Origin of the sequence: Streptomyces jumonjinensis (assembly GCF_009600885.1) — a bacterium.
Classification (GTDB): Bacteria; Actinomycetota; Actinomycetes; order Streptomycetales; family Streptomycetaceae; genus Streptomyces; species Streptomyces jumonjinensis.
Genome location: NZ_VCLA01000174.1, coordinates 78,868 through 90,884, shown reverse-complemented (window position 1 = coordinate 90,884; position 12,017 = coordinate 78,868). Strand labels below are relative to the sequence as shown.

Sequence of the window (12,017 nt, the reverse complement as noted above, 5' to 3'; positions counted from 1 at the left end):
GGCTGTCGAGTGGGGCCCGGGGGCCTCCACCGGGGTCAGTCGGTGGCGATCGCGTTCAGCACGTTCATCCGGCCCGCCCGGAACGCCGGGACGAGTGCGGCGAAGAGCCCCACGAACGCGGATGCCACGAAGACCATCCCGATCGTCGGCCAGGGGATCTCCAGGACCTTCAGGCCCTCCAGCGCCAGCAGCTTCTGGGCCGCCATGCCCCAGCCCATGCCCAGGCCGAGGCCGAGCAGTGCGCCGAAGAGGGCGATGACGACGGACTCCAGCCGGATCATGCGGCGCAGCTGGCGGCGGGAGAGGCCGATGGCCCGCATCAGTCCGATCTCGCGGGTCCGTTCGACGACGGAGAGCGCCAGGGTGTTCACCACGCCGAGGACGGCGACGATGATCGCGAGTGCCAGCAGGCCTTAGACGATGTTCAGCAGCTGGCCGATCTGGTCCTGAAGGTCTTTCTTGTAGTCGGTCTGGTCGCGGACCTTGTACTGCGGATAGTCCGCCAGCGACGCCTTGAGGGCGGCCTGCGCCTCCTCGGTCTGACCGTCCTTCGCCGAGGCCAGCAGCATCTGGTTCTGCGGCATCTTCTCCGCGGGGATGTACCGCTCGGCGGTGTCGATGCTGATGTACTTCGCGCCCTGGTCCATGCTGCCCTCGTCCGAGGTGATCGCAGCGACCCTGAGCTCAGCGGTCTCGCCTCCGGTGAAGGCGACGGAGAGGGTGTCGCCGATCTTCACCCCGTGCTTCTCGGCGTAGTCGCCGCCGACGCTGATGGCGTTCTTCCCGTACGCGGCGGACTGCTCGCCCTCGACCATGTCCCGGCGCAGATCCTGCGCATAGGTCGGGTCGGTGGCGGCGATGGTCTCCTGGGCGGCCTTCCCGCCCGGGGCGGTGACCTTCGCGGCCAGCATCCGGTACTGGGTGATGTGCTCGACGCCCTCGGCCTTCTCCATCGCCTTCTGGGCCTGGGGCACGATCGGCTGTCCGGTGCCGGTCTGGATGATGAAGTCCGCGCCCACGCTCCGGTCGAGCTCGTCGGTGGCCGAGGCGACCATGGAGGAGCCGACCACAGAGAGGCAGGCCACCAGGGCGAGCCCGATCATCAGGGCCGCGCCGGTGGCTCCGGTGCGGCGGGGGTTGCGCAGGGCGTTGCGCTCCGCCATCCGGCCGACGGGGCCGAACATCCGCAGCACCAGCGTGCTGAGCACCCGTACCACCACTCCCGCGAGCAGCGGGCCGATGACGACGAAGCCGAGCAGGGTGAGGACGACGCCGACGCCGAGGAGGAGGGAGCCGCCCTTGGCCTGGTCGGCCTGGGCGGTGGCCAGCAGGGCGAGACCGCCCGCGCCGGTCAGCAGCAGCCCGATCGCGGCCCGCGCCCAGCCGGACTTTCCGTCGGCGGGGGTTCCGGCGTCGCGCAGGGCGGCCATCGGGGAGACCTTGCCGGCCCGGCGGGCCGGGACATAGGCGGCGACGACGGTGACGATGACGCCGAGGGCGAGACCGATGGCCGGGGTCGTCCACTTCACGGTCAGATCGTCCGTGGAGAGATTCATCCCGAGGCTGCCCATCAGCTCCATCAGACCGATGGCGAGCCCCACTCCGGCCGCGACGCCCGTGAGGGAGCCGACGACGCCGAGCAGCAGGGCCTCGAACAGCACGGAGCGGTTGATCTGCTTCCGGCTGGAGCCGATGGCCCGCATCAGACCGATCTCGCGGGTGCGCTGGGCGACCAGCATCGAGAAGGTGTTGACGATGAGGAAGACGCCGACGAGGAAGGCGATTCCGGCGAAGCCGAGCATCGCGTACGTCATGACGTTGAGGAACTGGCCGAGCTCCTCGCGGCCCTCGTCCGACGCCTCCTTCGCGGTGCTGATCTTGTAGGTGTCGCCAAGCACTCCGGCGACGTTCTTCTTGAGCCGGTCGTGGCTGACGCCGTCGGCGGCGGTGACGGAGATATAGGTGAAGAGGCCCTTCTCGCCGAGCAGCTGGCGCTGGGCGGTCGGGGTGTCGAAGTAGAAGAGCGCGGCGCCGGGGTTGGTCACCTTGAAGGAGGCGATGCCGGAGACCTCGGCGGTGAAGTCGCCGGTGACGGTGATGGTGCGCACCTCGTCGCCGAGCCCGAGGCCGTGCTTGTCGGCGGTGTCGGCGTCGACCAGAACATCGGCGGGGCCGCGCGGGGCGTGACCTGAGGAGATCTCCATCGCCCGGAGGTCGCTGTCGGTCCAGTTGCCGGCGACGGTCGGGGCGCCGCCCTTCGCGCCGAGGTTCTTGTTCTCGGCGTCGACGACGGTGACGCTCGTGCTGGAGATGGCGCCCTCGGCCGACTTCACCCCCTCGGCGGACTTCACCTTCTGGAGTGCGGCGGCGGGCAGGGTCTCGGGCTTGCCGGTCTGCGAAGGGGCCCCTTCTTCCGCGCCGGCCTTCTCCCGGGTTTTGACGCTGACATCGGAGGCGGTGACGGCGAAAAGCTTGTCGAACGTGGTGTTCATGGTGTCGGTGAAGACGAGCGTCCCCGACACGAAGGCCACGGAGAGCAGCACCGCCACCGCCGACAGCGCCATGCGTCCCTTGTGCGCGAGGAAGTTGCGCAGAGAGGTCTTGAGGACGGTCACGACGTACGCCCCCGGGCGTCGAAGTCCTTCATCCGGTCGAGCACGGCTTCGGCGGTGGGCCGGAACATCTCGTCGACGATCCGGCCGTCCGCGAGATAGAGCACCCGGTCGGCGTAGGAGGCGGCGACCGGGTCATGGGTGACCATGACAATGGTCTGGCCGAGCTCGTCCACGGACTGGCGGAGGAAGCCGAGAACTTCGGCGCCCGCGCGGGAGTCGAGGTTTCCGGTGGGCTCGTCACCGAAGATGATCTCGGGCTGGGCGGCGAGGGCGCGGGCGACGGCGACACGCTGCTGCTGGCCGCCGGAGAGCTGGGTGGGGCGGTGCTTCAGCCGGTCGGCGAGGCCGACGGTCTCCACGACCCGGTTGAGCCAGGCGGCGTCGGGCTTGCGGCCCGCGATGTCCATGGGGAGGGTGATGTTCTCCAGGGCGCTGAGCGTGGGCAGCAGATTGAACGCCTGGAAGATGAAGCCGATCCGGTCCCTGCGGAGCTGGGTGAGCTTCTTGTCCTTGAGGCCGGTTATCTCGGTGTCGTCGAGATAGATCCGGCCGGAGGTGACGGTGTCGAGCCCGGCGAGGCAGTGCATCAGGGTCGACTTGCCGGAGCCGGAGGGGCCCATGATGGCGGTGAACTGGCCTCGGGTGATGTCGACGTCGACCGCGTCGAGCGCGACGACCCGGGTCTCCCCCGCGCCGTACGCCTTGACGACCTCACGTCCGCGCGCGGCGACGGCCGTACGCCCTCCGGTGTCCCCATGCCGGGGAGTGGTCACAGCCGTTGTCACTTGATGTCTCCTATGTCGGTCAACTGTCCGGTGTCACCGCGTCGTTACGAGTCTGCTGGTCGCGGCCGTCCGGCGCCCTGGGGCGCGGCGCAGTCCTGAACCGGGGGTTTTCCCCACCCCCCGGCGGTGCGGACCGCCGTCCACCAGGACCGGCGCCGCGTAAGAACAACCTAAGGACCCAGGCGCGGCGGCAGCGTCGTCCCTCGGAACGAACCTCCCCCGGCCGTTCGTAGGGTCCAGCCCCTAGGGGTCTCGCCCCTGCGGCCGATGCCGGGGACGAAGCCGCAGCTCTCCCGCTGCTCTTGTCTCAAGTGAGATGGTGTGCCGACGAGTTAGATGCAAAGGGAAAGGATTCAGGGTGGGGAAGAGTCCACGGCTGTCCGTACCGGGCAGCCCGGTCACACCGGCCGCCGACCGCTCCCGGCCGGGCGGCGCGGTGGTCGCGGCGCTGATGATGTGCATGGGGCTGGCGGCGATCGACGGCACGATCGTGTCGACCGCCGTACCGCAGATCGTCGGGGACCTCGGGGGCTTCTCCGTCTTCTCCTGGCTCTTCTCCGGCTATCTGCTGACGGTCACGGTCACCCTGCCGGTGTACGGGAAGCTCTCCGACACCCTCGGCCGCAAACCGGTCCTGATCGTGGGCATCGTCCTCTTCCTCATCGGCTCGCTGCTGTGCGCCCTGGCGTGGAACATGGCGTCGCTGATCGCGTTCCGGATCGTCCAGGGGCTGGGCGGAGGCGCGCTCCAGGGCACGGTGCAGACGATCGCGGCGGATCTGTACCCGCTGAAGGAGCGGCCGAGGATACAGGCGAGGCTGTCGACGGTGTGGGCGGTGTCGGCGGTCGCGGGCCCGGCGGTGGGGGGACTGCTGGCGGCCTACGCGGACTGGCGCTGGATCTTTCTGATCAATCTGCCGCTGGGGGCGGTGACGCTCTGGCTGATCATCCGCTATCTGCACGAGCCGGGGCGTACGGGGACGGGGGCCGGTTCCCCGAAGGGCGTGGGGCGTACGGGCACGGGGGCCGGTTCCCCGGACCGCTCGCGGCGTACGCGTACGGGCACGGGCACGGGTACTCCGGCCGCCGCCCGGCCCCGGATCGACTGGCCCGGGGCGCTGACCGTCTTCGGCGCGGGCGCGGCGCTGCTCACCGCGCTGGTGCAGGGCGGGGTCGGCTGGCCCTGGCTCTCCGCCCCCTCCCTGACGCTGCTGGCCGCCGGGGCGGTGCTGCTGGCCCTCACGGTGGTGATCGAGCGCCGGGCCGCCGACCCCATGCTGCCCGGCTGGGTCTGGCGGCGGCGTCCCATCGCCGCGGTCAATCTGGCGCTCGGCGCGCTGGGTCTGCTGATGATCGCCCCGACAGTCTTTCTGCCGACCTACGCCCAGTCCGTGCTGGGCCTCGATCCGATATCCGCCGGTTTCGTGCTGTCGGCGATGACCCTCAGCTGGCCGATCACCGCCGCCCTGTCCAGCAGGCTCTACACCCGGATCGGCTTCCGGCAGACAGCGATCATCGGCATCGCGCTGGCGGCCCTGATCCTCGCGGTCTTCCCGCTGCTCCCCTACCCCGCCGAACCCTGGCAGCCCGCCTTGATCATGCTGCTGCTCGGCGGGGCGCTGGGGCTGTTCCAGCTGCCGCTGATCGTGGGCGTGCAGGCCACCGTGGGCTGGTCCGAGCGGGGCACGGCGACCGCGTCCATACTCTTCTACCGCCAGATCGGGCAGAGTCTGGGCGCGGCGCTCTTCGGCGCGGTGGCCAATGCCGTCCTGACCGCCCGTCTGGGCGGCGCGGGGGACCTGGACTCGGTCTCCCACACCCTGGAGGACTCGGCCTCCCTCACCGCCGAGGCGGCCGACCGGCTGCGGCGCGCGGTGGACGCGGCGGTCGATCATGTCTATGTCGGCGCGGCGGGGGCGGCCGTGCTCGCCCTGCTGGTGCTGGTGTTCCTGGCGCCCCGCCACTTTCCGGTGATCGACGAGGAGGCCGAGGAAGCCGAGCGACCCGCCGGCTGACCGCTGCCCCGGGGCCAGCCCCCGAACCCCCGCTCCTCAATCGCCGGAGGGGCTGGATTTTGCGCCCCCGCTCGCCACCGGCGGGGCTGGGGCTTGTGTGCGAGCCACCCCGCCCGGCGTCGGGCCCTCGTCGGGGGCCAGCCCCCGAACCCCCGCGCCTCAAACGCCGGCGAGGCTGATTTTGGCTCCCCGCGCCTCAAACTCCCCCAGACTTCGTCCGGGGGGACCCCCAAGGGGCTGTTTTTGGCTCCCCGCTCCTCAACAGCCGGAGGGGCTGGATTTTGCTCGCCTCAATCTCCCCGACCCCCAAGGAGCTGGGTTTGCCGGGGGCAGAGTGTGCGGGGTCCCGGGGTGCGGGGTCCGTCCTCAATCTCCCCCAGACTTCGTCCGGGGGGACCCCCAAGGGGCTGGGTTTGCTGAGGCTGCCCGGCTCCCGGGACAGGCGGCGGGCGGGTTGGGGTCTCAGGGGAGGGGGTCGCGCTCCCCAGCGGCTGAGCCCGCTTGGTACGACCGGGATAGACGGCGGGCGGTTTCGACTTCATGGGAGGGGGCCGCGCAGGGGTGGTGCCGGGACGTAAAACGTGATTTTGTGGCGCAAAGGAGGCCCGCCATCAAACAGGGACTGGAAACGCGCCGTAAATCATGAGTCCCGGCACCACCCCGGAGCGGACCCCGCACCCCAGCCACGGAGCACCCCCACCCGGAGCGGACACCGGACCCCAGCACACCACACCCAGCCCACACCGCACCGCGCCCAGCGGAACCCCGGCCGCCTCAGCCGTCCCCCGGAGCCCGCCCGGTCAAGGTCGCCAGGCTGTCGCTGATATGCGCCATATGCGCCTGCATCTCCTCGCGGGCCTCCTCGTGCTCCCGGACCACCCGCTCCGTCTCCCGGGCGATCCGCTCCTCCCGCAGCCGCGCCTGGGCGAGCAGTTCGGCGGCTTGCGCCTCGGCGTCCTCCTGGCCGTGGCGGGCCTGCTCCTCGGTCTGTGCCACCGTGCGTCCGGCCTCGGCGAGCAGCGCGTCGGCGCGGGCGGCGAGATCGGCGTGGCGGGCGGCGACCTCGGCATCGCGCCCGGCCAGTTCACGGCCTTCCGACTCCCAGCGCTCGGCCTGCTCCGACTCCAGAGCGGAGAGCAGATCCTCCGCGCGGGCACGCGTCTCCTGCCAGGCGGCGAGGGACTCCGCACGACGGGACTCCGCCTCCGCGCGGGCTTCGCCGACGGTTCCGTCCGCGTCCGCATGCGCCGCGGCCAGGACCGCCTCCGCCTGCGCGTCGGCGGCCGAGCGCAGCTCGTCCGACCGGGTGCGCGCCGCGTCGCGCGCCCGCTGCGCGGCTGCCTCGGCCTCGTCCCGGGCGGCCCCGGCGGCGGCGCGCGCCATGGCCCGCACCTCCCCCGCCTCCTCCTCGGCCAGGGTGAACAACCGCGCCGCCCGGGGGCCCATCGATTCATAGGTCTGGGGCTGCAGCGCCGCGACCGTCTCGCGCAGCCGGGCCGCCTCCGCCTCCATCTCCTTGGCGAGCACGGTCAGTCTGGCCACGCGCTCCCAGGCGTCGTCGCGCTCCCGGGAGACCGCGGTGACGTGGGCGTCGGCCGCCTCCATGCGGTAGCCGCGGCGTACGACGGCGAATCCATGAGGCGACACCGATGCACTGCTCATCCTTCAAGCCCCTTCCGATCCCCAACGACGCATGAGGGCGATTGTGCTCATATCCTTCCGGATCCAAGACAAACGCTCATAATGCGACACTGTGCCATCCGACGAAACTGGTCCAAAACGGATCGCCCGATCCATCGGCGATGAATCGGGCGACCGGGGCATACGGAGGGCGAGGGCTACAGGAGCCCGTCCCACATCTGCTCCAGCAGCACCGACCACCAGCTCTCCGGCGACGACAGCGCCGCCGGATCGAGGGACGCGAGCTGTGCCTGGAAGTCGACCGTCCAGCGGCCGGCCTGCTCGGGGTTGAGGCCGTAGCGGAACCGCCACATCCGGCCGAGCAGCGCCATACAGCGGACGAACTCGGGCAGTCCGCTGTTGACGAACTGCGGGGCCGTGGGCTGTCCGCCGGGGCCCGCCTCCACCGGCACGGCGACGATGTGCGCCGTGCCGTACTGGACGCAGATCGCCCGGCCGAAGTCGTTGCCCACCACCAGATACGAGCCCGCGTCGACCGCCGCCCGCACCTGGCGCTGTGCGGCCAGCTCGGCCAGCGTCGGCACCACCGGGTGAGCGGGCTGCGCCCAGAAGAACGGGTTGAAGTCGCCTGGCAGCCCGGCCCACACCAGGGTCGCCGCCACGATCTCCGGCACCCCCTGGCGGGAGACCGCGCGCTGGTCGAACCGGCAGATGCCCTGCGGCCCGAACGCCGAGACCAGCTCATGGGCCACCCCCTGCGGCGGGATCGGCGGGGCCTGCTGCACCTGCGGCAGCGGCGCGCGCACCGGCGCGGGGCGTGCCGGTCCGTCCGCGACCTGGTGCAGCTCCCCCTGGTGGGTGACGAGCCGGCGCATGCCGTCCTGCCGTCCGGCGTGATCGGTGCCGTACGGGGCGATGCTGGTGATCCGCGCCTGCGGCCAGGTCTCGCTGATCATGCGGGCGCAGTAACCGCCGGGCAGCGAGCAGGACTCAAGCTCGGTGTGGAGCTCCAGCACCTGCTGCGGCGGTACGTTCAGCGCCCGCAGCTCGTGCAGGATCTGCCACTCCGGGTGCGGGGTGCCGGGCGCGGAGCGGCGGATCAGCTGTGCCTCGGAACCGTCCGGCGCGCGGTAGCGCAGGACGGCCTGGTAGCCGGGTCCGACGGTGGGCACCCCCATGGGCCGCTGCGGAAATCCGTACGGCGGCGGGGTGCCGCCCTGCGGTACGGGACCGGGAGGCATGGGCGGACCCGGCGGACCGGGGGGCGCGACGGGGCCCGTGGGGCCGGGCCCGGAGAGCACGGTGGCCGCCTGGTGCATCCCGGGCATCGGACCGGGAGGCGGACCGGGAGGCCCCGGAGGAGCGGGCGGACCGGGCGGAGCGGTGGGAGCGGGCGGGACTCCCGGGCCCCGGCCCTGGGGACCGGCAGGAGCGGTGGGGCCCGTCCGGCCCGGGTCGGAGAGCACGGTGGCCGCATGGTGCACCCCGCCGGACGGGGAGAGCGGCGGAAGCGGGGAGCTGAGCTGGGTGGGCATGTATCCCCCGGCGGGCGCACCGGGGCCGGACGGCGGCGGGGTCTCCGTGCCGGAGCCGGAGTCAGCGCCGGCGCCGGAGAGCCCGCTGGGCACGGTGTGCTTCAGGGTCGGCCGGACGGCGGTCGGCGGGAGCCGGCTGCCGCCCTCCATCAGCGCGGTGCGCATGTCGGCGGGCACCAGGGGGTCATCGTCCGCGTCACCGCCGGCGGCGACGGGCGAGGAGTACACGGTGTCGGGCAGGGGCACGGAGGCGTCGTCCGCGCCCACCGCGCTGGTGTCGGTCCAGCCCGGCGTAGCCCCCGGAGGCGCACCGGCAGGGGCACCCGAGGCCCCCGAAGAATCGGACCACGCCGCGTCGCCGCCCCGTGAGCTCCCGCCCGACTGGGAGGCGTTGACCGCGCCCGCCGTGGGGGCCTGCTGCTCCATCGGCTCCGTGTCCGCGTCCGTGTCCGCGTCCGCCGGGGCGGCCGGAGCGCCCGCCGGGTCCTGGGCCCACTCCGGCGGGGTCAGCAGAAACGACGTCTGGTTCTGGTCGATCCGGCGCGGCGGCTCCGGCACGGCGGCCGGGGCGGCGGCCGTGCCGCCGTACTCCTCCTCGTACCGTCTGATCACCTCGCCCACCGGCAGTCCGGGCCAGAGCGTCGCCTCGCCGCTGTCGCGCGCGATCACCAGCCGCTGCGCCCCACCGTCCGAGCGCGCGCCGTCCTCGCGGTCCTCCGCCCAGACGACGAAGCCGAGGCCGAATTCCCGTACCCGCACCTCCCGGTGCTGATACGGCGGCACATCGCCGTTGACCCACTCTTCCGCGCGCTCCTGCGCCTGCGCGAAGGTCACCATGGGAGCGTCACTCCTCGTCCGAGACCGGGACGGCGCGCGCGAAGCCGCCGTCCACCATCAGGTTCGCCACGGTCTCCAGCTCCGGCGGATTGCCCGCGAGCCGCCGGAGGAAGCCGTCGAAGTCGTCGCCGCAGGGCAGCAGCAGCCGTTCCATCCGCTCCTGGACGGTCCAGCCGTCACGGTCGCGCGCGTCGTCATAGGCGCAGAACCAGACCGAGCCGGTCCGCGTGCCCCTGACCTTGACAGCCAGGATGCCGCCCTGGACGAAGCCGACCCCGAGGTAGTCCTTGGCCAGATGGTCCCGCAGGCATTTGTTGACGTACACGAGATCGTTGACGGCGGCCTCGTCCCGGACCGTCAGAAACGGCTGGTCGACCAGGAGCCCCAGCTCCGCGTCGAGCGCCACGCCGACCGGGGCGCAGCCGCCCGCGGCCTTCAGGAAGGTGCGGTAGGCGCCGGGCAGCCGGTAGCCCAGGTCCTCCTCCACGCCGCTCAGCTGCTGCTCGGAGACGGAGAGGGTCCCCTTGGGCAGGCCGAAGTGCGCGGGCCGGGTCTCCTGGAGCGGGCGGGTGCCGTGCCGGGCCGGGTCGACCGGGGTCGTCGCCAGTCCGCCGTGGTGCCGCAGCAGCGCTTTGACCTCGACGGGGATCAGTTCGAGCCGCCGGGTGCCGCGGACGTGGTGCCAGGTCCAGCCGTGCGGGGTGGCCACGGCGGGGACGGTGTCCCACAGCTCGTGCCCGGAGGCGTGCAGCGCGGCGTTGGCCGAGACGTAGTCGGTGAGACGCAGTTCGTCGGCGCCGAAGCCCTCGGGGGGCTCGGCTATCTCCGCGGCGGCACGGGCGTACGGCGAGAAGTCCGGGTAGCCGTCCGCGTCCACGCGTACCCCGGCGGGGTGGCGCGCGGCCCGGACGGGGTCCGGGAAGCGCACGGTCTGGCCCGCGTAGGCCGCGTTCGGCGGCATGCCGCGGCCGGCTCCGTCCGACGGCTGACCGGGGCCGCCCGGCGGCGGCGCGGCGACTGACCCGGCTCCCCGGGTCTTGGGGTCCGGAGGTGTCTCCAGACCTTGCCGACCTGTCGTCATGGCGATCCGCCCCCTGCTGGCTTCCGACTGTCCGGGACAGCCTAAGCGTTGGGGCCCCGGGGGACGCCGGTCCTCCCGGCGGTCCGCGGCGATCGTCGGGGAGCGGTCACCACGTGTCACAACCGGGTGACCGAATACCCACGGACGGGCACGTTTCAGCGGCCCGCCTTCCCGCCACGGCGGCACGTTTGGCAGGCTGATCCTTCACTTCGGGGGAGTGCACGGGAGGGGACGACAGCACCATGCACACAGCGCAACCAGGGACTCCGGGCACGACAGGTGATCCTCGTCTGAGCTGGAGCGGCACCGACGGGGTCCGCCCGCCCATGCTCAGCCACCGGCGGGACGGGATTCTGCCGGCGGTCGCGGCAGCACTCTCCGTACGCGGCGAGACGCTCAAGTCGACGGCGGGGAAGGGGGACCGGCCGCCGGTGCTCCACCCTCTCGTACAGGACTTTCTGGACACTCTGACCAGCGACCGGCGGGAGCGTTTCACCGGGCGCTGCCCGGAGGCGATTCTGCTGTCCCGCCATCTGACGGCCGCCGAGAGCGGCCGTTCCAAACGGGCGCGGCGCAAGCCGCTGACGCACGGCGAGGCGAAACGGGCGCTGAAGCAGGCGAAGCTGACGGCGCGCAGGATCCGGGAGGACGGGGATCCGCTGCACGGCAGCTATGCGCCGCCCTGCCGCTCCTGTACGGCGATGCTCGATCATTTCGGGGTCCGCGCAGTGGACCCGACCGCGACGGATTCCACGAATGGCTGATCTCGTACCGATGTCCGACAACCACAGCACCACCCGGTTCCCGGTCGCGGTCGACGCGGCGCTGCGCGAGGCGGGGTGGCGGCCCGGCCGGTGGGACATCAAGCTGGCCGAGCACTGGGCCGACACCCTGCGCGGTCACGCGTCCCCGGCGGGGCACCGGCACACGGTCTTCCCGGCGGCGGTGGAGGCGTGGGCGGAGTTCGGGGGGCTGCGGATCACCGCACTGGGCCCGGGCCGGCAGACCGCGCCGCCGGTGGTGCGCGTCGATCCGCTGGCGGGGCTGCATCTGGCGCGGACGCTGGCGGATCTGGGGCGGGCGCTGGAGACGGAGATCTCTCCGCTGGGGGTGGAGGGGGAGGATCAGGCGGTGCTGGCGATCGATGTGGCGGGGCGGGTGTACAGCGTGGACCACGCGGGGGACTGGTATCTGGGGCAGGACATGGACCAGGCGCTGATGACCCTGGTGACGGGGTTGCAGCCGCAGCGGCTGACCTTGGGGTGAGGGGCCTCTCGGCCCCGTCCGGCCGGCCCTTGCATGCGAGCCGCCCTGCGCGGCGCGGGCCCTCGTCGGGGGCCAGCCCCCGAACCCCCGCGCCTCAAACTCCCCCAGACTTCGTCCGGGGGGACCCCCAAGGGGCTGATTTTGGCCCCATGGGGCTGGGTTTGCCGGGGGCGGAGTGTGCGGGGTCCCGGGGTGCGGGGTCCGTCCTCAAACGCCGGACGGGCTGGTTCTGCTGGGATAGAC

7 protein-coding genes and 1 pseudogene are annotated in these 12,017 nt (G+C 72.4%); 3 read left to right on the top strand and 5 right to left on the bottom strand.

Annotated elements, in window-relative coordinates; translation table 11 throughout:
• Positions 1-35: 35 nt before the first annotated feature.
• Both FF041_RS27025 and FF041_RS27020 read right to left on the bottom strand, forming a co-directional pair.
• Positions 36-2,615: pseudogene (locus tag FF041_RS27025) on the bottom strand (ABC transporter permease).
• Positions 2,612-3,400: an ABC transporter ATP-binding protein gene (locus tag FF041_RS27020; protein WP_323392828.1), complete on the bottom strand. Its 789-nt coding sequence runs from the start codon at positions 3,398-3,400 to the stop codon at positions 2,612-2,614. Before FF041_RS27020 ends, FF041_RS27025 begins: the two are co-directional and overlap by 4 nt.
• A gap of 316 nt (positions 3,401-3,716) precedes the next feature.
• Between FF041_RS27020 and FF041_RS27015 the strand changes: the two genes are divergently transcribed.
• The gene (locus tag FF041_RS27015; protein WP_153525250.1) at positions 3,717-5,414 is read left to right on the top strand and encodes an MFS transporter; all 1,698 of its coding nucleotides are present in this window, start codon (positions 3,717-3,719) and stop codon (positions 5,412-5,414) included.
• 774 nt (positions 5,415-6,188) lie between these two features.
• On the opposite strand, the gene FF041_RS27010 is transcribed toward FF041_RS27015, so the two are convergent.
• From FF041_RS27010 to FF041_RS27000, 3 genes are all read right to left on the bottom strand, one after another.
• A complete protein-coding gene (locus FF041_RS27010) occupies positions 6,189-7,076 on the bottom strand; it encodes a coiled-coil domain-containing protein (RefSeq protein WP_153525249.1) in 888 nt (295 codons plus the stop codon).
• Between the two features lie 176 nt (positions 7,077-7,252).
• Entirely contained in the window at positions 7,253-9,427 is a 2,175-nt protein-coding gene (locus FF041_RS27005; RefSeq protein WP_153525248.1) for an SUKH-4 family immunity protein, read from the bottom strand.
• Positions 9,428-9,434: 7 nt separating this feature from the next.
• Positions 9,435-10,508, bottom strand: coding sequence for an SMI1/KNR4 family protein (locus FF041_RS27000; protein ID WP_153525247.1), 1,074 nt, complete (start codon positions 10,506-10,508; stop codon positions 9,435-9,437).
• Between the two features lie 242 nt (positions 10,509-10,750).
• Between FF041_RS27000 and FF041_RS26995 the strand changes: the two genes are divergently transcribed.
• Entirely contained in the window at positions 10,751-11,272 is a 522-nt protein-coding gene (locus FF041_RS26995; RefSeq protein ID WP_153525246.1) for a YwqJ-related putative deaminase, read from the top strand.
• Between the two features lie 10 nt (positions 11,273-11,282).
• Positions 11,283-11,774, top strand: a complete 492-nt coding sequence (locus tag FF041_RS26990) for an SUKH-3 domain-containing protein (RefSeq protein ID WP_153525268.1) — start codon at positions 11,283-11,285, stop codon at positions 11,772-11,774.
• Positions 11,775-12,017 lie beyond the last annotated feature (243 nt).

What these genes read in the sequence shown, in the direction of transcription:
- FF041_RS27005 (WP_153525248.1), bottom strand. Translation starts at nt 9,427, where the DNA reads ATGGTGACCTTCGCGCAGGCGCAGGAGCGCGCGGAAGAGTGGGTCAAC.
- FF041_RS27000 (WP_153525247.1), bottom strand. Translation starts at nt 10,508, where the DNA reads ATGACGACAGGTCGGCAAGGTCTGGAGACACCTCCGGACCCCAAGACC.
- FF041_RS27015 (WP_153525250.1), top strand. Translation starts at nt 3,717, where the DNA reads ATGGTGTGCCGACGAGTTAGATGCAAAGGGAAAGGATTCAGGGTGGGG.
- FF041_RS26995 (WP_153525246.1), top strand. Translation starts at nt 10,751, where the DNA reads ATGCACACAGCGCAACCAGGGACTCCGGGCACGACAGGTGATCCTCGT.
- FF041_RS27010 (WP_153525249.1), bottom strand. Translation starts at nt 7,076, where the DNA reads ATGAGCAGTGCATCGGTGTCGCCTCATGGATTCGCCGTCGTACGCCGC.
- FF041_RS26990 (WP_153525268.1), top strand. Translation starts at nt 11,283, where the DNA reads ATGTCCGACAACCACAGCACCACCCGGTTCCCGGTCGCGGTCGACGCG.